This is a genomic window from Chitinophaga costaii (genome assembly GCF_900094705.1).
Lineage (GTDB): Bacteria > Bacteroidota > Bacteroidia > Chitinophagales > Chitinophagaceae > Chitinophaga > Chitinophaga costaii.
Genome location: NZ_FMAR01000008.1, coordinates 146,937 through 167,504, shown reverse-complemented (window position 1 = coordinate 167,504; position 20,568 = coordinate 146,937). Strand labels below are relative to the sequence as shown.

At 41.5% G+C, this 20,568-nt stretch carries 21 protein-coding genes, 1 tRNA gene and 1 pseudogene; 11 read left to right on the top strand and 12 right to left on the bottom strand.

All coding sequences use genetic code 11. The features are described 5' to 3' along the window. Positions 1-102: 102 nt before the first annotated feature. From GA0116948_RS12855 to GA0116948_RS12845, 3 genes are all read right to left on the bottom strand, one after another. The gene (locus tag GA0116948_RS12855; RefSeq protein ID WP_123891789.1) at positions 103-744 is read right to left on the bottom strand and encodes a Crp/Fnr family transcriptional regulator; all 642 of its coding nucleotides are present in this window, start codon (positions 742-744) and stop codon (positions 103-105) included. A gap of 187 nt (positions 745-931) precedes the next feature. Further along, entirely contained in the window at positions 932-1,441 is a 510-nt protein-coding gene (locus GA0116948_RS12850) for a DUF4251 domain-containing protein (RefSeq protein WP_089712783.1), read from the bottom strand. A gap of 847 nt (positions 1,442-2,288) precedes the next feature. Continuing rightward, entirely contained in the window at positions 2,289-2,546 is a 258-nt protein-coding gene (locus tag GA0116948_RS12845; RefSeq protein WP_089712782.1) for a hypothetical protein, read from the bottom strand. Between the two features lie 146 nt (positions 2,547-2,692). Between GA0116948_RS12845 and GA0116948_RS12840 the strand changes: the two genes are divergently transcribed. Then, the gene (locus GA0116948_RS12840) at positions 2,693-3,214 is read left to right on the top strand and encodes a DinB family protein (RefSeq protein ID WP_089712779.1); all 522 of its coding nucleotides are present in this window, start codon (positions 2,693-2,695) and stop codon (positions 3,212-3,214) included. 142 nt (positions 3,215-3,356) lie between these two features. Then, a pseudogene (locus GA0116948_RS12835) lies at positions 3,357-3,713 on the top strand (DUF6377 domain-containing protein); the annotation flags it as partial. A gap of 35 nt (positions 3,714-3,748) precedes the next feature. On the opposite strand, the gene GA0116948_RS12830 reads toward GA0116948_RS12835, so the two are convergent. Then, positions 3,749-4,387, bottom strand: a complete 639-nt coding sequence (locus GA0116948_RS12830) for a pseudouridine synthase (RefSeq protein ID WP_089712775.1) — start codon at positions 4,385-4,387, stop codon at positions 3,749-3,751. A gap of 119 nt (positions 4,388-4,506) precedes the next feature. Here GA0116948_RS12830 and GA0116948_RS12825 point away from each other — a divergent pair, with 119 nt between their 5' ends. Further along, positions 4,507-4,872: a hypothetical protein gene (locus GA0116948_RS12825; RefSeq protein ID WP_089712773.1), complete on the top strand. Its 366-nt coding sequence runs from the start codon at positions 4,507-4,509 to the stop codon at positions 4,870-4,872. A 219-nt stretch (positions 4,873-5,091) separates the two neighbouring features. Here GA0116948_RS12825 and GA0116948_RS12820 read toward each other — a convergent pair whose 3' ends face one another. Both GA0116948_RS12820 and rluF read right to left on the bottom strand, forming a co-directional pair. Continuing rightward, positions 5,092-5,622 (bottom strand): GNAT family N-acetyltransferase, encoded by a 531-nt coding sequence (locus GA0116948_RS12820; protein WP_089712771.1) that lies wholly within the window; start codon positions 5,620-5,622, stop codon positions 5,092-5,094. Positions 5,623-5,627: 5 nt separating this feature from the next. Continuing rightward, positions 5,628-6,374, bottom strand: a complete 747-nt coding sequence (rluF, locus tag GA0116948_RS12815; protein WP_089712769.1) for a 23S rRNA pseudouridine(2604) synthase RluF — start codon at positions 6,372-6,374, stop codon at positions 5,628-5,630. A 158-nt stretch (positions 6,375-6,532) separates the two neighbouring features. Between rluF and GA0116948_RS12810 the strand changes: the two genes are divergently transcribed. Continuing rightward, positions 6,533-6,605: transfer RNA gene (locus GA0116948_RS12810), tRNA-Lys, on the top strand. A gap of 169 nt (positions 6,606-6,774) precedes the next feature. On the opposite strand, the gene GA0116948_RS21475 is transcribed toward GA0116948_RS12810, so the two are convergent. From GA0116948_RS21475 to GA0116948_RS12795, 5 genes are all read right to left on the bottom strand, one after another. After that, positions 6,775-7,290, bottom strand: coding sequence for a hypothetical protein (locus GA0116948_RS21475; protein ID WP_205686130.1), 516 nt, complete (start codon positions 7,288-7,290; stop codon positions 6,775-6,777). A gap of 102 nt (positions 7,291-7,392) precedes the next feature. Further along, on the bottom strand, positions 7,393-7,839 hold the full coding sequence (locus tag GA0116948_RS21470) for a recombinase family protein (protein WP_205686131.1): 447 nt from the start codon (positions 7,837-7,839) through the stop codon (positions 7,393-7,395). Positions 7,840-7,898: 59 nt separating this feature from the next. After that, positions 7,899-8,072: a hypothetical protein gene (locus GA0116948_RS21465; RefSeq protein WP_205686132.1), complete on the bottom strand. Its 174-nt coding sequence runs from the start codon at positions 8,070-8,072 to the stop codon at positions 7,899-7,901. 338 nt (positions 8,073-8,410) lie between these two features. Then, positions 8,411-8,737, bottom strand: coding sequence for a hypothetical protein (locus GA0116948_RS21460; protein WP_205686133.1), 327 nt, complete (start codon positions 8,735-8,737; stop codon positions 8,411-8,413). Then, positions 8,706-8,936 (bottom strand): hypothetical protein, encoded by a 231-nt coding sequence (locus GA0116948_RS12795; protein WP_089712767.1) that lies wholly within the window; start codon positions 8,934-8,936, stop codon positions 8,706-8,708. The genes GA0116948_RS21460 and GA0116948_RS12795 overlap by 32 nt, the downstream gene beginning before the upstream one ends. Positions 8,937-9,143: 207 nt before the next feature. Here GA0116948_RS12795 and GA0116948_RS12790 point away from each other — a divergent pair, with 207 nt between their 5' ends. The 7 genes from GA0116948_RS12790 (at position 9,144) to GA0116948_RS12760 (ending at position 18,204) form a co-directional block, all read left to right on the top strand. After that, positions 9,144-10,436 (top strand): AAA family ATPase, encoded by a 1,293-nt coding sequence (locus GA0116948_RS12790; protein WP_089712765.1) that lies wholly within the window; start codon positions 9,144-9,146, stop codon positions 10,434-10,436. Then, positions 10,421-11,110: an RloB family protein gene (locus GA0116948_RS12785; protein ID WP_089712763.1), complete on the top strand. Its 690-nt coding sequence runs from the start codon at positions 10,421-10,423 to the stop codon at positions 11,108-11,110. Before GA0116948_RS12790 ends, GA0116948_RS12785 begins: the two co-directional genes overlap by 16 nt. Before the next feature lie 21 nt (positions 11,111-11,131). Continuing rightward, on the top strand, positions 11,132-11,479 hold the full coding sequence (locus GA0116948_RS12780) for a hypothetical protein (protein WP_123891790.1): 348 nt from the start codon (positions 11,132-11,134) through the stop codon (positions 11,477-11,479). A gap of 146 nt (positions 11,480-11,625) precedes the next feature. Further along, positions 11,626-13,050, top strand: a complete 1,425-nt coding sequence (locus tag GA0116948_RS12775; protein ID WP_089712759.1) for a DUF3375 domain-containing protein — start codon at positions 11,626-11,628, stop codon at positions 13,048-13,050. A 1-nt stretch (position 13,051) separates the two neighbouring features. Next, complete coding sequence (locus GA0116948_RS12770; RefSeq protein ID WP_089712757.1) at positions 13,052-13,621, top strand: DUF4194 domain-containing protein; 570 nt, start codon at positions 13,052-13,054, stop codon at positions 13,619-13,621. 9 nt (positions 13,622-13,630) lie between these two features. After that, a complete protein-coding gene (locus tag GA0116948_RS12765; protein ID WP_089712756.1) occupies positions 13,631-17,035 on the top strand; it encodes an ATP-binding protein in 3,405 nt (1,134 codons plus the stop codon). Beyond that, positions 17,032-18,204 (top strand): Wadjet anti-phage system protein JetD domain-containing protein, encoded by a 1,173-nt coding sequence (locus GA0116948_RS12760; protein ID WP_089712754.1) that lies wholly within the window; start codon positions 17,032-17,034, stop codon positions 18,202-18,204. Before GA0116948_RS12765 ends, GA0116948_RS12760 begins: the two co-directional genes overlap by 4 nt. Before the next feature lie 530 nt (positions 18,205-18,734). Here the strand turns inward: GA0116948_RS12760 and GA0116948_RS12755 are convergent. Beyond that, a complete protein-coding gene (locus tag GA0116948_RS12755; RefSeq protein ID WP_089712752.1) occupies positions 18,735-20,306 on the bottom strand; it encodes a carboxylesterase/lipase family protein in 1,572 nt (523 codons plus the stop codon). Between the last annotated feature and the right edge of the window lie 262 nt (positions 20,307-20,568).

Below are 20,568 nucleotides of genomic sequence, written 5' to 3'. Positions count from 1 at the left end.
CTAGAGCCGGGATAGTGGAACAGGATTTTTACTGTGTAATGTATCTATATTAAAAGTAAATGCTTCTTCCGATGATTTAATGTGACATTGGTCACACAGGCATTAATTATTGGAAGGTTTAACAAGCGAAATGCGACTCCTCGCCATACGCACCAGCCCTTGCCGCTCCATTTGTTTCAGCAGCCGGGATACTACTTCCCGCGATGTATTCATCTCGCGTGCCAACTCCTGGTGCGTCATCGTAATAAAGTTATTGCCAGCGGTTTTGCAGGATTCGCGGATATAATCCAGCAGGCGCTCGTCAAGCTTTTTAAATGCCAGGCTGTCGATGGCTCTAAAAAGGTCTTCAAACTTCTTCTCGCAGGTGTGCAGAATAAACCGGCGGAAAACTACTTGGTTTTCCATCCAGTTTTCCACAAAACTAGACGGGATGGCCAGTAAATGCGTTTCGGTTTCTGTTACCGCCTTAATCTTGCTTTTGTCGCCACCCAGACAGGCCAGTACCGACATGGCGCAGGTTTGCGACTGCTCCACATAATAAAGAAAAATTTCCTTGCCTTCTTCATCTACCCGGTAAATTCTGATAGACCCTTCCAATACAAAGGGTAATATTCTTACGTAGGCATCCGGCACCAGGATCACCTCGTCCGGCGGAATGGTCATGGGAGTGGCGTGTTGTTCAATAACCGATGTCATTTGGTCACCGAAAATGCGAATCAATTGTTGTTGAGTTGTGCTTCTCACGATACTAATGTTGAAGGGGTAAGTTGTGGTGTAAGGTTTTTAAAATTAGCTATAAGGCAATCATCACTCGTTAATATATTGTAATTACTATTATTACTGCAAAATAATCAGAAGTCCAATCTTCCCTAGAAACCCGGCTGGTACCGGAGGGTAATTCGTGTTCTTATACACTTTTCATAGCGGATATTTATTGTTTTATCACCGGCTTAAGATAGCCGTTATAGGAAATAGGCTGCCGGTTTGTACTGGCCACCTGCAAACTGGTACTCCCGTTAGTAAATACAGTTAATACGTATTGCTGCACATCCATTGATTCAATAGGTTTCAAAATGATAGTCCACCCACCCTTTTTGCGACTTTGCTGATCATAGGTTACCGTGGTGGTAAAGTCCAACGGACCTTTACTTGCATCTACCGGAGCCAAGTAGGAACGGCCCACATAAGGTAGGTAAGATATTAAGGTATCTCCATTCAATTTTATAGAGAAATCTGGTGTAACAGTGCGCATGCGGCCTGCCATGGGCATCATTTGTTGTGGTACAAAAATAAATTGACGGTCATGCAGGGCATTGGCTAGCAGCGCACTATCGACAGCGGCGGCCGATTTTTTTTGCTGGGCAGATACGGGAATCTGCAATAACAGAAGTCCCATAACGAACAGGCAAACGTATGGACGCCCACTTTGTCCTGCAATCATAATATTTGGTTTTCGGTACGGTATTATGGATCGGCGTATTCGTTGACAGCTTTAATTTACTAAATAAAAATGATTTCCAATAATTATGTACCAGGTACAGGCATAATGAACATAACTTTGGTGTAGTACAACGGGTACCAACTACCAGATATCTGGTATATAAATAATCTACAACAGCGTCACATGGCCCATTTCGGCAGACAGCCGGGAGAAATCTCTTTAAATATATATTGCTTAAACTATGCGTTAAAACATTTAATTTTTCGGATAAAGCGCTTCACTTTCCAAAGTATTTTGGATAGTTTATAATTACAAAAAGTACCAACATGCCCTCCTGCCCGCTTTATAAAGGCAAACTGATACGTAAGTAATACCTTGTTCACCCGCTATCATCTATTCTTAAAAACGTTCCATTAACACCTGGCACATACAACATAGTATCTTTTTATTCAATACTAGTCCTTGTCCCCTGGCCTGTACAATTTGTAAGCGGCTGAACTAAATTTAAGTATCTGTAACCTTACTTGCATTTCATGCCAACCAGTTATTTCCGGCCTGCTGATGGCTGGGCTTTGCCTGCCGCGACAACCTGTGCGCCTAAACGAACTGGCCGCTGAATTTATGGACTCCTTACTATTTTCAAACGCCCATAAAACATATTGGTTACCACTGCCAAACTGGTATGTGCAATACCAGCCTGTCAGCGCAGAAGCCCAACTGCGCTTTCGGCACCTACCTTTTCCAGCGGCATTTTCAGGGAGCAAAGCTGGGCATCGGAATAAAAAATATCGTCTACCTCGTATTGCGAAAACAAAGGCTGTAGGCTCTTGTTGTGGGAACCATTTACCTATACCCGCAGATCACCTACCGTTATCTGGTCGTTGTAGTAAGCTTCATAAGGCAGGGTGGTATGAAATTCATTACAACGAAAGGTAGTAAGCAACAGTACTTTGACGTTAACGGGATGGTCTTTATCCCCCTTCATGAAAGTATAGACCTCCTGCTGGGAGGCAATGGTGATATTGGTTTTCTCTCCCCCGGCAAATGCGGGTGCAATGGCATTCAGAAAAATGGACAGGAATAAGGCAAAGGGCTTAACACGCATAAAGTAAAAGAATAAGGGACAAAATGATAGTAAATATAATATAAATTTAATATGTAAATAATGTATTATCCCAGGCAACTAAGCAGGGCCATTCCTCACCAGTGAAATGCATTGTTTTACAGGCAGGCATTTTGTACATTAAGGGCATGACCAATGCTATTAGTCTTCCTGAATACTGGATGCGCGGCCCGGTGGCCGGCATACCCGGGCTATTGCAACCGGTGGCCCATGCCTTGTTGCAGGCCAGGGAGGAAGTAAATAAAGTGATGACAGATTTTCCACCCGAGCTTTTGTGGAAGAAACCTGCTGGCATGGCTTCTCCCGGGTTTCACCTCCAACACCTGCGCGGGGTATTGGACCGCCTGGCCACCTATGCCCGTGGAGAAATGCTAAGTCCCACCCAACTGGAAGCCCTGGGCTTTGAAGGAAAGGAAGAACATTCCCTTCACCCTAAAATATTACTGGAGAATTTTAACCGACAGATAGATCTTATGCTGGCTCAACTGGCCAACACAGACGCTGCTACGCTGGAAGATTTCCGGGGCGTGGGCCGGCAACAATTACCCAGTACTGTAATAGGCTTGCTTTTTCATGCTGCAGAACATACGATGCGGCACAATGGCCAACTACTGGTTACGGTGGCAGTACTGAAGGATGCCTTGTTGTAAAACGCGCATCACAAAAAAGACGATTGCAATGATGGCATTGAGATCGGAGGCTCCACCGATCAGCGATCGGTTACTATTTTAATATGGATGCCGCTTTCTTTGCGGGCTGGACAAGCTATAAAAAGTCCCAAAACTATCCGATAAGAAATACAGGCAGCTGCGAATCGTGGTTTATAGCATAGATCCACGCAAAGACAAGGAAGAGTTGCTCCGCAACTTCGACAAAATATTCCTGAAGCTGTTCCCGAATTTCGTGCGGGACATCAATACACTATTTCCGCCGGAAGACCAGATTATACTAAAAAACGGGGAGCTACTGAATACTGACCTGCGCATTTTTGCGCTGATCCGCATCGGGATTACGGAAACGGAGAAGATTGCGCAAATCCTGGAATATGCTGTAAAAACCATCTATTCTTATAAAACGCGGCTGAAAAATAAAGCGCTGGTGCCTAATGAAGTTTTCGAAGAAAGGGTCATGAATTTCAGAACGGTTTGAGGAATGGCTGCCCAATTATATATCTTGTTTCACCACTACTGCCGCAAAGCAGCCGGCTGCCAATTTTCTATCTTCAATTGTGTAAAAAAATCTTCCTCGCCTATTTCCAACACCTGGCCAGGTTGTAAATCTCCCAGCAACAGCGCTTCAATGGAAACCCTGATAAGCCGCAGGCACCGGTGGCCCGCGTTGCTGACCATTTTGCGTACCTGGTGGTATTTGCCTTCGGTAAGGGTGATGCGCAGCCAGGTAACCTTACCATAGTCTGGCGGCTCACCCAGGCGGGCAAATAAGTGGGCAGGGGGGGATACGATCTGCACGTTGCAGGGAGGCGTAGTATAAAACAGTCCACCCTTAATACGGATAGGAATGCCAGTTTGCAACAAGAGCAGCTTCTCTGCCGTTACAGCATGTTTTACTTTTACGAGATAAGTGCGTTCGTGGGGCACCTTACTATTAAACAGCAGCCGGGTAACCCGTTGGTTAGTAGTGAGCAACAACAATCCTTCGGAGTCTTTATCCAGCCGGCCAATGGCATGCGTACCTTCCGGGAAAGGAAAGTCCAATGCCCCCAGCATGGGCAGGTGCTGCTCGCCTTCGAAGCGGGTCATGAACTGCGACAACATGCCATGAGGCTTGTTGATGACAAAATATCGGTGGCGGGTGTTGTGCATAAACAGCAAAATTAAGGTATAAATTGTTTGTCATCGCTTGATGCCCTTGGTACAGACTGTACAAATTCATGGTTTTGCAGGTGACACCTGATTTGCGGGCGTTAAGAAACTCCTGCACCATGTACGCATTATTACTTTATGCTGCGGCCTTGCCGTATACATCAGTGGGCGTACGCACCACCAATACCCACCCTGGCCCTGGCACCAGCCTGGTAACGGGCGCCATGGTGGTAAAAATAGCGGACGAAACCATCCACACCGGCATGTTGCGGGGCAGCATCCGGCAAGGCGTCATTAAAGCACGATGGCTATTTTCCCAGGAAGACATACCAGATAGTATCGATGTAAATTTTAAACTGCAAGGCAACAAACTGATACAGCAACGCTACCACCTCCACACCAACACCCGGATAGAAACCATGCCCTACACCAGCGCTTTTGCCCTGGAATATATGCCATTGGCCTGCTTGCTGCCATTACAATAGAAACATTTATACCGTAAAGTGGGAAGATCACTGCCGGCTGTAATGCTATTGCTACCTAAGCAGATACTAACAGCAAGGCCTACACGCCATTTTACGGTATACCTGTACACTTCCCAACCATCCTAGTAGTCTGGTCTGCCAGCCGTTGTAAACGGGTGAAATAGCCAGTATACCCGATTGATAAACTACATTCAAGGGCAGCCGTTTGGATGAAGATATTTAGATTTTAGATGACAAGGGAAAAGTAGCGGTAAACAACATCATAGGTTTTACTTCACTGGGCAAATGAATCAATTCCTGGTAGCGGAAGCCGGTTCTTTCCAGCAGGCGGATGCAGCGTTCATTGGCAGGAAAGGTGAAGGCATATAACTGCGGAAACCCTAAAATGCTGCGGGCATAATCCATACAGGCGGTAAGGGCTTCGCGCGCAAAGCCCTGTCCTTCAAATGCCGGCAGAAAGGCAAATCCCACATCTGGCGCAACCAGGAAGGGCCGCCTAAAAAAGCCACACATGCCGATGGGCATTTTTTCCTGTTTCCCATACACCAGCCAGGGACCATAACCGTAGGCCTGGTAGCTTTGAAAGGGTACGTTTTGCAGATAGTTTTGCGCCGCAGTAAGATCGGTGATATGACGATCGCCGATGAATTGTATCCAGGTGGGGGTATTCAATAGTCGATGAATGAATACATCGTCTGTCAGCACAAACCGGCGCAGGGCTAGTCTGGGCGTATCAATAAAGTAGCGCATAGGTTTTATTCATCCATGCCATCGGTGAAGCTGCTACCCTTTTCGGTATTACTGCTGCTGGCCACCATGGCGTTCAGTGTATTGATCTCGTCGGTGGTGAAGAACCGCCACTTGCCAGGGGCCAGGTCTTTGAGCGTCATGCTCATGACACGGGTACGGCGCAGCGACTTCACATTGTAGCCCAGCGCTTCGCACATGCGGCGTATCTGCCGGTTTAATCCTTGAACAAGAATGATGCGAAACTGCTGCGCACCTTCCTGCTGCACGAAACATGGTTTGGTATAAACCCCCAGGATGCGCACACCACTGCGCATGGCTTTAATAAATTCCAGGTTAATGGGCTTATCTACCGTTACTACGTATTCTTTTTCGTGCTGGTTACCGGCACGCAATATTTTGTTCACAATATCACCATCGTTGGTCAGGAAAATCAATCCTTCTGATAATTTATCCAACCGACCGATGGGGAATATGCGGGATTTAAAATTAACGTAATCGATGATATTGGTTTTGTCTTTCTGATCGGTAGTACAGGTAATGCCTTTCGGTTTGTTGAGGGCTATATACACCGTAGCTTGCTTCTTCTTTAACCGTTCGCCATCAATTTCCACTACGTCGCCCTCCTCTACCCGATTGCCTTTTGAAGCTACATTATCGTTGATGGTAACGCGGCCCTGTTCTATATATTTATCAGCTTCCCGGCGACTACAGAAACCGGTATCGCTGATGTACTTATTAATGCTTTTGTCCATACAGGTATTGAAATGAGCTTACTACCAGCGAAATTACAAAAAAATGAGGGGCGCTTTCGGATGCATTGGAGCGCATGCAAAAAAAGTCTAAAATTATTTGGATGGAATGAAATAATGTCTATTTTTGCAGCCGCTTAAGCATACACAAATAAGCATAAGAACCGGTAGCTCAGTTGGTAGAGCAATACACTTTTAATGTATGGGTCTTGGGTTCGAGTCCCAACCGGTTCACCTCTTGGGACAAGTCAGAAAACATTTGATTTGTCCCATTTTTTTTGCATTGTAAAGCCTTATCAAACAGTAACAAAAGCCTCAATGCTTCGTTAACTCTTGTGGTTCGATAACGAAATCCGTTAAAAGTCAATTTTTCGGGCAACATCGAACCAACTATCTTTCTTTGCTAGGTTACAGTACCTTGCTCATATAAAGTATCCAGTTGCGATATATTTGAAATGGCCATATCCAGCAGAGTTTCAATGTTGATGGATGGACTTGCGGTGGCAGTTAACTTAGCTTCCATCCGGTTAATCTTCTCTTCTGTTTCGGATTCTATTGTCCGGTAATCGTCAGCCTCAATATCTCCTGTAAGTAACAACTCCCTCGCCTTAGATAATCTTCTGTTAGATTCCTCTAACTGTACTTTTAATTGCTGTACATCCGAACGCTGGTTTCTGGTCTTGCTTTTGTAAACCGTCGAAATAGCCTCTTTATAAAGTTTCAGTGAGCGCAACGGCCTTACATATTTTCTTATTTCATCGACAATCAATTCATTGGCTTCAGGAGCCTTATGCCTGAAGCCACAGGTAGCCGAACAATGGTAATAATGATAGTAATTTGTACGCCCTTTAGAGGCACTACCGGTAAGCAGCTCCGCATCGAGGACACAAAATGAAGCCACGTAGCGGCAGATTTCCATCAACAGCTATCTTTGTCCTCATTATCTTTTTGCGTCCATCTAATACATCCTGTGCATCATAAAACAACGCTTCAGAAATAAGCGGCTCATGCAACCCTTGTACTAAAAACTTTCTTCATCTTTATACTTCGCTATGAAGACCTTTCCGCCATAGACAGGATTACGGATAAAATTCCAAAATGTATTTTTGCTGCATTTCAGCCCTTTTGCCCGCGCCTCTTTCCATATCTGTTCTGTATTTAACTTACCGGCTGCGAGCTCACTAAACGCCCATCGCATTATTTCGGCTTCATCATCCTTAATTGCGATATATTTTTTACCTGTTTCTGTAACCTTACTACTATAACCCAGAGGAGCGATACCTATTACACGGCCTTCTTTCTTTGCCCTGCGCATACCGTGGAACACATTCAGTGCCCTGCGGTCGTTTTCAACTTCAGGTGCCGCGAGATAAAAAGCAAGCATCATCTTGTTTTCAGGAATCGAAAGGTCTAATGGTTGTTCGACCGCCTGGGGCTCAACGCCTAATCTTCGCAGTGTACTGATCATCTGATTACGGGAAGCTGGTTGCTCATTATACAGCATTTTAAGTTTTACAATTCATTAGCTTAGTTATACCGATGGCGTTTGCCTTTCTTTTTTTTGTTCGCAGCCTTGGGTATCTCAGGGCCATCATCTTCAGCAACTCCCTGCCTTTCATTTTTACCATCCTGTTTAACCGAATGGCATTCGCCTTCAGCCTGTTTTTCTGATTTCGACTGGCGGTTGTCAAGCCTCTGCATGCCGCTGTCATAAATATTGATCGTCTTAAATTGAGGTTGGCTTCGATGTATTGCTTTTGTTCAGTGCTGCCGTTTTTAAACGTAGCGGACTGGAGGTTGACCTTTCTGAGGGAATCTATCAGGTTTGCCTTAAAGTCATCATTGCCCAACTCTTTGATCGGATGTTTGCTCAATACTGCCTCCAGGTCATATCCATAATTTTCATGGTAGTGTTTCAGCTTAAAGTTGCCGTTATCATCGCTTTGCTTAAAGTCGGCCTGTAACCAGGCATTGTAAAGCTGGCCTTCCTTGCTGGTCAGGTCTTTATTGACTTATCTGCCCTCCATGAGGTTATAAGCTTACTTCAAAGTGATATTGCTGCCTTTGTTGATGTAAAAGGTCTGCTCCATTTTCTCCGCGCTGTTTCCGAGCAATGGTGATTTAGGAATATTCTGTATTTCTTTGTCTAAGATTCCAAGTTCTTGTGGTTCCGCATAAAATCCAAATGCTTTTCTCCTTTGCATTAATTTTACTGTTGCGAGTTCTATAATGTCGCGGAGATCATTGGCATTTGAGACTGGTGCGCTTTCAACCCGACGATTTGAATTTCTGTAATAAAGCATGTTTGCTTTCAATTCGCCATCCACATCACACTTAGAAAAAACCGGGATTTCTTTGAATGACATTACTTTTATCACGACATATATCCATTGGATAACTTACTTTGATCTCAACTGCTGGGTCAGTATATTTTAACATCTGATCTTTCATTATATCAACTTTATAAGAGTTAATATTAGCTTCGCTAACACCCTCAGCAAAAAAATTAAAGACATCTTCCCGTACACCTATAATAATATACCCACCATCCTTAAGATTTGACATGGCAATAAAATCTTAAGCCATTTTCTTTGCGTTCCATGAACAATCTTGTTTGAAATCAAGATCTGGGCTTTCTGTCTGTGCTTCTATGAGCTGTTCAAGTTCTTGCGTGGCAATAAAAATGGTTTAAAATGAGATATTTCCTCAATAATAGGCAAAAACATAAATAATATTTGTATCTTTGAGAAAATTTCTCATAAACAACCTATCATGCTACTCGAATTTTCTGTCGGCAATTATCTTTCATTTAAAACAAAAACGACACTTAGTTTATTGGCTACCCCCATAAAGGAGCATTTAGATACGAATATATTTTCCTCAAACCGCTACGATTTATTGAAGGGTGCTGTTATATATGGTGCGAATGCTAGTGGTAAAAGTAATTTTATTAAAGCTATGTCGACTATGCGAAGATTGGTCCTACAATCTTTTGAACAGTCATCAGCGGACGAATTAGATGTTATTCCGTTTCTATTAAATGTAGAAACTGAGAATACTCCCTCGTCTTTTGAGGCCATCTTTATAATTGATAATGTCCGCTATAGATATGGATTTGAAGTAGATAATAGAGCAGTGCATGCTGAATGGCTTTTTGAGGCACCAAAGCAAGCTGAAAAACCCCTATTTATCCGCGAAAATGATGGCATTGAAGTGATGAAGGGGTTTCCCGAAGGAAAAGATTTAGAAGAGCGCACAAGGGATAATGCTTTATTCCTAGCAGTAGCAGATCAATTCAATGGTAAGATTGCAAAAAAAATCATGCAATGGTATAATAATTTTTTCACTATTTCCGGCTTGAGCCATGAAGGATATAAAGGGGTAACATTCGGTATGCTGGAGAACAAACTCACCAGTTCCACCCTGCTTAATTTCTATAAAAAGTTAGATTTAGGCTTTGATGATATCAGCATCAGTAAGAAGCCTTTTGATCCTAAAGAACTTCCCAACGATATGCCGGAAAGTTTAGTAAAACAATTGGTTACTGATCTGGAAGGAGCATTTAAGATTGATATCAAAACCATCCATAAAAAATACAACTCTAAAGGTAAGCTTGTTGGCAATGTGGAATTTGACATGCGAAGCCAGGAATCTTCCGGTACGAACAAGCTTTTCAACATCTCCGGGCCTGTTTTCGATGTGCTGAATGATGGCGGTGTATTAGTTATTGATGAATTAGACGCAAGTTTGCACCCCCTATTAACACTTGCTGTTACTAAACTTTTCAACTCAAAAGAGTTTAACCAGAATAACGCACAGCTGATTTTTGCTACGCACGATACAAATTTATTGTATTATGGTAACTACCGGAGAGATCAGATTTATTTCGTTGAAAAAGATTCATACGGGTCATCTGATATGTATTCATTAGTAGAGTATAAAGAGGAAGGGAAAACTATACGTAAAGACCGCTCATTCGAAAAAGATTATATAGAAGGTCGTTATGGTGCTATTCCGTTTATTGGAAACCTATCAAATGTTGTTACGGAATGGCAAGAAAAATAAAAATCCCTAATGAGCGGTTAAAGCGATTTGCCAGGGAAGAGCAAAAACGAAAAAAAGATATACGATCTAAACGTAAATACTACCTTATAGTATGTGAGGGTGAAGCTACGGAGCCTAACTATTTTGAGGGACTGAAAAAAGATTTGCCTAAAGGGGTATTGACTGCTTACCAAATAGATATTGCTGGAACTGGAAGAAATACCCAGTCCCTGGTAGATGAGGCGTTTCGATTACAAAGTGCTTATGAAAAAAATACGACACGTAAAGTAGAAAGGTTGTGGGTAGTTTTTGATCGCGACAGCTTCTCAGCACAAGATTTTAACGCGACTATACAGCGTTGCAGTAATTCATCTTTGGGTTGCGCTTGGAGCAATGAAGCTTTCGAATTATGGTATCTATTGCATTTCCAATATTACGAGAACTCAATGTCTCGACAAGTTTATAAAGAGATGATCGAAAGTCATTTGAAACCAACCTTAGGTGAAGGTTTTCGATATGAAAAGAATAGTGAGCAGATGTACGCACTCCTAAAAGAATATGGAAGCTTAGAAGATGCGATGAGGAATGCTAAGAGATTAGCAGAACGATTTGCGGATAAAAAGGATTATGCAAATCATAATCCTTGTACAATGGTGTGGAAGCTGGTAGAGGAATTGTTAAAACTGAAAAATTAGATTATTAATATATATGTCATTATGAGTTATCACGACCCAATCCGTCAATCGAAATATTTAAGACAAACCTTATCTCAGGATAAGAAACCTGTGGGCTTTTTTATTTCGGCTGGATGTCCTTTAGCTGTTTCTATGCAAGAAGGCAAATGGCCATTGATTCCTGATGTTGCTGATTTAACCAAATATATTAAAGATAAAATCGACAAAGAAACATCGGTCATTGAGGGCGCTCCTCGAAGTTTAGCAGATATTTATTCGCAACTTATCGAGGAGGTGATAAAAACTGGAAAGACGAACCTGATTAACCGGGCAAGCCCGGCCAATCAGATAGCGCTTGAAAAACTAAGAAAACTTATTTATCGGTCCTGAACTGGGGGCCATTATAATTAAAGAAGTTTCTTGAGCAAGGCACATTAACTAAAGAAGACCTACTAAGCTATTACCACGGAGATGATGTGCGAGACAAATATCGAATAGTTGAAAAAGATATTGAGACTATGCTATAATAAGAAATAATGAACTACGAAAAAGCCTTATCTTTCTATAAAAACGACAAAACACTCCAGTTGTTGCGGGCGGAGCACTTCCCTCTGCTGGTCAGTTTTTTTCATCTGGTATTTAAACAGCAAGATAAGATCTCGTATTTACAGACGGAATTACAAGGTATTTTAGGAGATTACATCTTTTCACTACAACGGCAAGGTATCAGTGACTATAGTAAAACTCCCGTAGATTATTTGCATAAATGGGCGGAGCAAGGTTATTTACGAAGGTATTACGAAAGAGCGGACGAACCGGTATATGAACTTTCACCTGCTACGGAAAATGCATTGAAATGGCTGGAAGATCTGAATAAACAGCAATTCGTTGGAACGCACAGCCGACTCATCCAATTCTTCCATTTATTGCAACAGATAGTCAACACGACTTCCGGGCCTTATGAGCGTATCCAACAATTACAGGAGGAACGAAATAAGATTGACAAGGAAATCGAACAGATACGTCAGGGCAATTTCGCAAAGCCGTCCAGTACTCAAATAAAAGAAAACTATTTTTTAGCTGAAGAAACTGCGAAGCGTTTACTTTCTGATTTCCGGCAGGTAGAGGAAAATTTCAGGGAACTGGATACTCAGACCCGTCAAACCATTATTAAAAGCAGCTTAGCAAAAGCGGACTTACTTGACAATGTATTTCAGCAACAAGATTTCCTTTGGAACACCGATCAGGGAAAAAGTTTTAAGGCTTTCTGGGAGTTTTTGATGAGCGAGCAAATGCAGGAGGAACTGGAAGTATTATTGGAAAAGATCAACAACATACCTGCGATTTCTGAGATCAAAAAAGAACAAACCGTCGATAGGATAAAAACGAATCTCGTAGATGCTGGAGACAAGGTAAATCGTAGCAATGACGGATTAATTGAACAGCTCAGAAAATTTGTAGAGCAAAAAAATCTTTCTGAAAGCAGGCATATTCTTCATAGCATTGAGCAAATAGAAAGCCTGTTATTAGAGCATAAGGAATTCATTGATCAGCAGGAAATCTGGATGGAGATCGATGGTCTTTATAGGCCTTCATTTACAATGGATCGACCGCTTTTTAATCCACCAGTTAAAGTAGCCTTTCAGGATACAACCATTTCCGATGGGATTTCAACAGCAGATACCGACATGCTATTTGAACAATTTTATGTAGATATAGAGCTATTACGAAATAATGTAAAATCCCTGCTAAGAAACCATTCCCAGATTGCCCTCTCAGATCTACTAAATCACTATAAGCCTACCAAGGGAGTTGCTGAAATATTAGGCTACATGCAAATAGCTACAAATGAGGGTAAGCATTTCGTGAACCGCGATCAAAAGGAATATTTAATTATAGAAAATACGGCTACCGGTAAAACATATCGTATGCAAACCCCCGTCATCATCTTTAACCGATAAAATGGAATATAAATACGCTACAAGCCTCATTGCCTTATTAAAAGGAATAGTATATAACCATCAAAAAGAGGTATGGGAAAACTTATTGCAGTTTGAACCTGATATCAAGAAATATTTCGTACCGGTCGGACTCGAATTGTTCCTTGATAAAAGCGAAGGCTATGCGTTTCTACGGCAAAAGGAATGGGAGGAAGACGAGGTGCAATTGCCTAAAATGGCAGATAAACGGCAGCTTAATTTTCTGACCTCTTTAGTCTGCATCGTCTTAAGAAAATTCTTATTGGAGCATGATGCGCAGGGAGGTTCAGTGCGTTCTATCATTAGCGAACAGGAGATTATTAATCGCGTAAAAGTGTTTTTGCCAAGTGCTAATGATGAGGCGAAGCAACAGGAAAAGATAACGACAACGATTAATCGGGTAATAGACATTGGGTTTCTTAGAAAACTGGAAGACCAGGATAAAAATTATGAAATACACCGGATCATCAAGGGGTTTGTAAATGCGGATGTTGTAAACGATACTTTAAAAAGGTTCCAGAGCTATGCATTGGAAAAACAAGCAACTGAATAAGCTTTGATTATGGAGGAAATTTTTAATACCATACCGGACGAGGCCAATTTGGCGGGTTACCGACTTCAATATTTGGAAGTGCTCAATTGGGGTACATTTAACAAGGTTCGCTGGCAAATACAACCCAATGGACAGAATGCATTATTGACAGGAGATATAGGTTCAGGAAAATCTACCCTCGTGGATGCTTTGACCTGCCTTCTGGTGCCGCATAATAAGATTGTTTTTAATAAAGCGGCTGGGGCTGAAGGAAAAGAAAGAAATCTATTGAGTTATGTGAGGGGAGAATTCAAAAAAGAAAAGGAAGAAATTACCAAAACCGCGAAGAAAGTCTACCTGCGTGCAGATGACAATACATATACCGTAATTATTGGAAATTTTCATAACCAGGGTTATAATGAACACATTTGTCTTGCACAGTTCTTTTGGATAGGTAAAGAAGGAAAGGTAGAGAAACTGCTTATAATCAGCACCACGCCATTAAATATAAAGGATGATTTTCGGAATTTTACAGATATTAATGATCTGAGAAAGAAACTGCGAAATACGGATGGTGTGCAATTATTTAACGATAATTTCTCTCAATACAGCGAACATTTCCGGAGGCTTTTTGGAATGAACAGCGACAAGGCAATTGACCTGTTTTATCAAACTGTTTCAATGAAATCAGTTAGCAGTCTTACAGATTTTGTCCGTGAACAAATGTTGGAGAATACAGATGTGAAAGAGCAAATTAATGCTTTACTTAAACGGTTTGATGACCTTAACAAAGCCCATGCAGCAGTTGTACATACAAGGGAACAATACCTGATCTTGAAACCATTAACAGAAGCATGCATTGAATATGGAAATGTTACCAGGCAAATAGAGGATATCGAAGCCATGCTGGAAGTGATGCCAGTGTGGTTTGCCGAAAAGAAGTGGCAACTGCTGGTTCAGGCCATTGAAGATAATAATAATGAATTGGAAAAGGTGCAACAACAGCAGCAAAAAGTTTCACTGGAGCTGGATGGATTGGAAAACCGCAGGCAGACCATTATTCACGATATAGCCAATAATGGTGGAAAACGAATAGAGCAGATTGCCGGGGAAATTAAGCGGCATGAACAGGATAAAGGAACCAAGCAGAAGGAATTCGATGATTATGATCGTATTGCGTTGCAGGCCGGACTTAAAAGCGTGCAGGATGAGCATGAATTTGAAGAAAACATAAATAAAGCAAAGGAACTTGATAAAGAATGCGGGCAGCTTGAAGAGAGCCTCAGGGAGCAGCGTGACAACCAGGTGAGCGAACTTCGCAAGCAGGAAACAGAATATCTCCTGGAGCAAAAGGAACTTCAATCCTTAAAAGACCGTAAAACACAGATACCGGCATGGCTTGTAGGATTTCGTTCGCAATTATGTTATGATTTGCGTATCAATGAAGAAGATCTGCCTTTTGCAGGAGAACTATTGAAGGTTAATGAAGAAGAAACTCCATGGGAAGGCGCTATAGAAAAACTGCTACATGATTTGGGGATTAGCCTTCTGGTTCCTAAAAATCATTATCGAAGCGTAAGCAATTATGTAAATAACAACCCATTAAAGGGAGCTGACGGGCGGGGTATTAAATTAACTTACCTGGAGGCAGATTTGCATAATAGTAGTCGTATAATTAAGGATTTAGATCAAGACAGTATCGCTTACAAAATTGACATTAAACCTGATACACCATTTTACGATTGGCTGGAAGTTTATATACAGCGGAGCTTTGGAGACTATATCTGTACCGATGTAAGTGGCTTACAGCAGGTGTCTTTTGGTATTACGCAACAGGGTTTAATAAAAAGCGGACGTATAAGACATACAAAAGATGACCGCAAACGTATTGATGACAGACGCAACTATGTGTTGGGGTGGAGCAATACAGAAAAAATTAAAGTGTTGGAAGCTTCGGTTAATATGCTCGAAAAAAAGATCGATGAGCTACAAATCAAACGCAGGAACATTGAAACAAAAGAGAAAAAAAACAAAGATATAAAACAACTATTAGGGTTATTGCTTTATGTCAAAGATTTTTCCCGCATCAATTGGCAGTATCATGTGGCTAAAATTTACGATCTGGAACAGGAACGTAACGAATTGCTTCATAACAATGATCTTCTTGCTCAATTGCAACGTAATAAAAATGAGGTTGATCAACAAATCATTGATGCCAAAGCAAAGGAAAATCAATTAACGGAAAAAGTTGGAGGATTGAAAAACACTCTGCAAAACCATGAAGAACAGCAGCGGGCAGCGTATCAGCAAAAAGAACAGTTAGCCTTACCTCTTAAAGCAAAGTGGTATCCGTTGATTGAAGAAAAACTGACTGATATAAAAATTACGCTAAGAGGTATCGATAATAGGCAGGAAGAGTTTCGTAAGCAATTTCAAGGTGAAGGTGGCGAATTAAAAAAGCTGCGTGGTCGCCAGATGGGCTATCGCTCTTCCATTGAAAAACGGATGCGGGAAATCAAGGAACACTCCAGAGCTGAGTATAGCGAAATTGCCGAAAGTATTGATGCCCGGACAGAATATATTAAAAAGTTTGAACAAATCGTTTCCGAAGATTTAAAAAGGCATGAAGAGCGGTTCAAGGAAGAACTGAACAAAAATGTCATCAACAGCATCGCTGTGTTTGATAGCCAGTTGCAGAAACACGAAACGGATATCAAACAGAAAATTCGCACCATTAACCAACATCTATCGGAAATAGTTTATAACGCTTCACAGGATACCTACATCACCATTTTAATGGACGCCACTCCGAATAAAGAGGTACGTCTTTTCAGGGAAGAATTAAAAAAATGCTATATCCATTCGTTCAGCAGCAATAACGATCTGTACACAGAAGAAAAATATGAACAGGTCAAAAAAATATTGGATCGTTTTGCCAGCATGGAAAATGCTGATCGAGATTGGACTTCAACTGTCACGGATGTACGCCAATGGTTTGAGTTCAACGCAAGCGAACGTTTCAGGTTGGATGAAACTGAAAAAGAATTTTATGAAGGTTCAGGAGGCAAGAGCGGCGGACAGAAGGAAAAACTAGCCTACACCATTCTTGCCAGTGCATTGGCCTACCAGTTTGGGTTGCAGTTTGGAGAAAGCAAGAGCAGGAGTTTTCGTTTTGTTGTGATTGATGAAGCTTTCGGCAGAGGTAGCGATGAAAGCACGCGTTACGGGCTTGAATTGTTTAAAAAACTCAACCTCCAACTACTTATTGTTACACCACTGCAAAAAATACATGTAATAGAAGGTCATGTGAATTCATTTCACTTTGTAAGCAACAGAGAAGGAAACAATTCGCAGGTCAGTAACTTCACCAAAGAAGAATACGAAAGCGAACGCAATAAGCACAGCAGTATTTTCCAAAATACATCGGGTATATGATCAGTCCTGTTGAAATAAAAAAGCAGGCTTTGAGATGGTGGAAGCCGCTATTGCAAAGTTATATTTTGGAGGAGCCATTTTTCCCAAAAAGTATTGATCGTATCGGTAAAGTTAAATCTGGTCATATCACAGCGCGGTTTGAAATGCTGCTAGCGGAAATAGAAGAACTTTACCGCTATTCCAAAAACCAAACCGGAAAAGGCTATCTTGTTCAGACCGCCGGGCGGAATTTTAGACGAACAGGGAGCCATGAACTGCCAGACGCCATTGTTTTTGAAACCATTGATGATTATATATATTTCATAGGTTATAAAAAGGAATGGAGTATCTTCCTGGAAAACTATAGCACAATTATGAACATCACTCCAAGATTGAAAGACTGGGCTTTGAATAATTGTTTATGGTTAACGGATAAGGATATCGGGTGGAATGATGTGCTTAAGGTTTGCCAGTATTTTATTGAAACTCCTAGACCTGATCTTTATTTACGTCAATTGCCCATAGAAATTCATACAAAATTTATTGAGGAAAATAATGCGTTAATCCAATCTTTGCTTGACTTCCTTATTCCTGACCACATACGTTCACTTACACAAAAACGTTTTGCGGAACGTTTCTTTTTAAAATATGACGAACCTTTGATCAGGATGCGATTTCTGGAAGAAAACCAACAAGCAAACTTCAAGTTCAGGGATATCAGCATCCCCCTCTCAGATTTTGAAAAATTGGAATTGCTTGCGAAAAACGTTTTGATTGCAGAGAATAAAATGAACTTTTTGACCTTACCATTGATGCATTCCACCGTTGCGATATGGAGCGGTGGTGGCTTTAACATAGCATATCTCAAAAACGCGGATTGGCTATTGAACAAAAAAATTATTTATTGGGGTGACATTGATGAACATGGCTTTCAAATATTGCATCAGTTAAGAACTTACCATCCACATGCCAAAAGCGTAATGATGGACAGGACGACTTACGAGACATTTAATATTTATGCGGTGAGCGGATCACGTAATAAATCTCAAAATTTAAACCTATTGACTAAGGACGAAAATGACCTTTTCCAATATTTGAAAACGTTGGATAGCAACAACAGGCTAGAGCAAGAAAAAATTTCTCAGGTATATGCTGATAACTGTTTAAAAAGTGCTGTGGGAACCTCTTAAAATAAAATGAATGCACCACATGTTGTTGATTTTCCTTTTCATTATACGTTATCTAAGCAGCTAGAAGCTCACTAAGCAACTTCAGATCCTCGAATAAATGGTTCGAGTCCCAACCGGTTCACAAACGAGGATACTGTTTAAGTATCCTCGTTTCTATTTCAAGGCTATGTAGTTCATAGTTTATGTACTACTCAATAAAAAGTTGTTGTTCCAAATCAATATAGTTATTTCCTGTTTTTTAAATTCTTATTTATATCATAAGAACGGCTGTTAAATTACTGTTTTAAGAAAATGTTTATAATTTGTTTAGCAAACATAACATCAAGTTTAGTGGTCTTAATGAATAATTACCGGAACGAAAAATACCACATGCTTCAAAATTAGTTCCGGCACAATCCGTCCCGGTTCACTACCACCTTTCCACTATCCCATAAAGCAACCCATGTTGGAAACGTTCACCAAGGCCTTGTAAATCAAGCGGTCCATTTTATTTGAGGTGGTAGAGCAATTAAAATAATGATATCAAAAAATTAAAAATAGTTAGCCTCCCAAAACATTCTTCTTTCATGTTCAGGATCATTAACCAGTTCGATTGGGTCATTAAATATCATCGTCTTACGATCGGTTGTTGTATAGGCAGGCCATTGCAGTTGGGCCGATGAAGGATTGCCAGACCGTGCAAAATTTGCCCAGGCATTCGACATTACTGCTGTAAGACGGTCGCGTGATGGTCCTTTGGCAAGGATTTCTTCCCCAAACTCTGTGTTGCCAAACACAAAAGGAATCTCAATACCATGCGGCGATTTTAAGCACTTACCTAAAGCAGATGATTGATAATCCATCCGGTACATAAAAACTGGAGCCGCCTGCTGTTTTGATTTGCTTTCCGCAGTTACTACAGAACCATACCAGTAAGTGGCATCGCTAAGCACTGCTTCCAGTACATATGCTGGCGACGCATCCGGTAACAACTGTTTATAAAAGCTGTAAGCTTTGTCACCAACCTTTACCACCCTTGCGGCATGTTGCCTAGCTTGCTCCTCGCTATAATTTAACCATAGCGGGTTACCAATCAGAAACGTAGTCATTTCATTAAGGTCTGTACCAATTAAAAGGGGAATGTTTGCGCTATCAGCAGGAGCTTTGGGATAAAAAGGGTCCGTTAATACATTACGCCCGTCAACGGCTGGCGCCACTACAGATGAAAAATTGTTCACCGGAAATTCTACCTCGGAAACAACCTTAAAAATTTCATAGAGGGGTAACTCTTGAAATTTGGAAGCGTTATCCTTTGTTATGCCCAGTTTATCCGCTACCAGTTGGCTTACCTTTTTTGACGCGGCTAATGGAATGATGCGTTCCGCCGATCCACTTTGAACGATCGCTTTATGGAAAAGACCCTGTGCTTCAGGCATAGCCATTAATACACTTACTTTCCTGCCACCGCCGCTTTGCCCGAAAATGGTTACATTACCGGGATCTCCCCCAAATGCTGCAATATGCTGTTGAACCCATTTTAATGCCAGCACAATATCCAGCATTCCTGCATTGGCAGCATCCGCAAACGCTTCATCAAACTCGCCCAGGTTCAAAAAACCAGCAGCACCCAGGCGGTGATTTAAGGTCACGACCACCACCCCTTCTTTTTTACAAAGAAAGCTGCCGTCAAAAGCGACCGAAGCGCTGGAGCCCACCGAGAAACCGCCACCATGCAGCCACACCATTACAGGGCGTTTTTTGTTATCGGTACCAGACGTAAAAACATTAAGGTAAAGGCAGTCTTCGTCAAATTGTACCGGTATGGCAGAAAGGCCTGCCAAATCCAGCATAGCTTGAATTACACCGTTCACCTCAGCATTGTCAACCTTGGCGGCTGCATTAGCCCCACCCATTTTTAGAATGCCTTGGGGAGCTGAGTTTCCATAGTTAACAGCTTCCAGCACGCCTTGCCAAGGAGCCTTTGGAACAGGTGGTTTAAATCTGTTTACTCCTCCTGTTGATTCTCCATAGGGAATTCCCTTAAAGTTGAAACAGTCGTTTTCTGCTTTTCCCTGTAGCTTTCCCGCTACCGTATTGATGATTGGAGATAAGTTCATGTTCATGATGATAATTAAGTATTTTTATTTATTAAACAGGCATTTAATTTATCTCAATAACCGTTCCGCATTGGCCGCACCATAAGGCATTATCAGGTTATTTACCGGTAATTAAATATTGCTATATTCAAGGGTAGGTACAAGGTTTAGTAGTTTACTATATAACGAATCATGTTAATTTTCTTGTACGGATAATTATCGGCTAATGGCCGTTTATTGCTTAAATGCATTAATCCTTCCGGTAAGGCCAAAGGTCCTTCCTATTTTT

What these genes read in the sequence shown, in the direction of transcription:
- GA0116948_RS12830 (WP_089712775.1), bottom strand. Translation starts at nt 4,387, where the DNA reads ATGCACAACACCCGCCACCGATATTTTGTCATCAACAAGCCTCATGGC.
- GA0116948_RS12845 (WP_089712782.1), bottom strand. Translation starts at nt 2,546, where the DNA reads ATGCGTGTTAAGCCCTTTGCCTTATTCCTGTCCATTTTTCTGAATGCC.
- GA0116948_RS12755 (WP_089712752.1), bottom strand. Translation starts at nt 20,306, where the DNA reads ATGAACATGAACTTATCTCCAATCATCAATACGGTAGCGGGAAAGCTA.
- GA0116948_RS12785 (WP_089712763.1), top strand. Translation starts at nt 10,421, where the DNA reads ATGGCAAGAAAAATAAAAATCCCTAATGAGCGGTTAAAGCGATTTGCC.
- GA0116948_RS21465 (WP_205686132.1), bottom strand. Translation starts at nt 8,072, where the DNA reads ATGCAGAGGCTTGACAACCGCCAGTCGAAATCAGAAAAACAGGCTGAA.
- GA0116948_RS12775 (WP_089712759.1), top strand. Translation starts at nt 11,626, where the DNA reads ATGAACTACGAAAAAGCCTTATCTTTCTATAAAAACGACAAAACACTC.
- rluF (WP_089712769.1), bottom strand. Translation starts at nt 6,374, where the DNA reads ATGGACAAAAGCATTAATAAGTACATCAGCGATACCGGTTTCTGTAGT.
- GA0116948_RS12850 (WP_089712783.1), bottom strand. Translation starts at nt 1,441, where the DNA reads ATGATTGCAGGACAAAGTGGGCGTCCATACGTTTGCCTGTTCGTTATG.
- GA0116948_RS12765 (WP_089712756.1), top strand. Translation starts at nt 13,631, where the DNA reads ATGGAGGAAATTTTTAATACCATACCGGACGAGGCCAATTTGGCGGGT.
- GA0116948_RS12825 (WP_089712773.1), top strand. Translation starts at nt 4,507, where the DNA reads ATGTACGCATTATTACTTTATGCTGCGGCCTTGCCGTATACATCAGTG.
- GA0116948_RS12840 (WP_089712779.1), top strand. Translation starts at nt 2,693, where the DNA reads ATGACCAATGCTATTAGTCTTCCTGAATACTGGATGCGCGGCCCGGTG.
- GA0116948_RS12760 (WP_089712754.1), top strand. Translation starts at nt 17,032, where the DNA reads ATGATCAGTCCTGTTGAAATAAAAAAGCAGGCTTTGAGATGGTGGAAG.
- GA0116948_RS12790 (WP_089712765.1), top strand. Translation starts at nt 9,144, where the DNA reads ATGCTACTCGAATTTTCTGTCGGCAATTATCTTTCATTTAAAACAAAA.
- GA0116948_RS21470 (WP_205686131.1), bottom strand. Translation starts at nt 7,839, where the DNA reads ATGATCAGTACACTGCGAAGATTAGGCGTTGAGCCCCAGGCGGTCGAA.
- GA0116948_RS21475 (WP_205686130.1), bottom strand. Translation starts at nt 7,290, where the DNA reads ATGGAAATCTGCCGCTACGTGGCTTCATTTTGTGTCCTCGATGCGGAG.
- GA0116948_RS12795 (WP_089712767.1), bottom strand. Translation starts at nt 8,936, where the DNA reads ATGTCAAATCTTAAGGATGGTGGGTATATTATTATAGGTGTACGGGAA.
- GA0116948_RS21460 (WP_205686133.1), bottom strand. Translation starts at nt 8,737, where the DNA reads ATGTCATTCAAAGAAATCCCGGTTTTTTCTAAGTGTGATGTGGATGGC.
- GA0116948_RS12770 (WP_089712757.1), top strand. Translation starts at nt 13,052, where the DNA reads ATGGAATATAAATACGCTACAAGCCTCATTGCCTTATTAAAAGGAATA.
- GA0116948_RS12780 (WP_123891790.1), top strand. Translation starts at nt 11,132, where the DNA reads ATGAGTTATCACGACCCAATCCGTCAATCGAAATATTTAAGACAAACC.
- GA0116948_RS12820 (WP_089712771.1), bottom strand. Translation starts at nt 5,622, where the DNA reads ATGCGCTACTTTATTGATACGCCCAGACTAGCCCTGCGCCGGTTTGTG.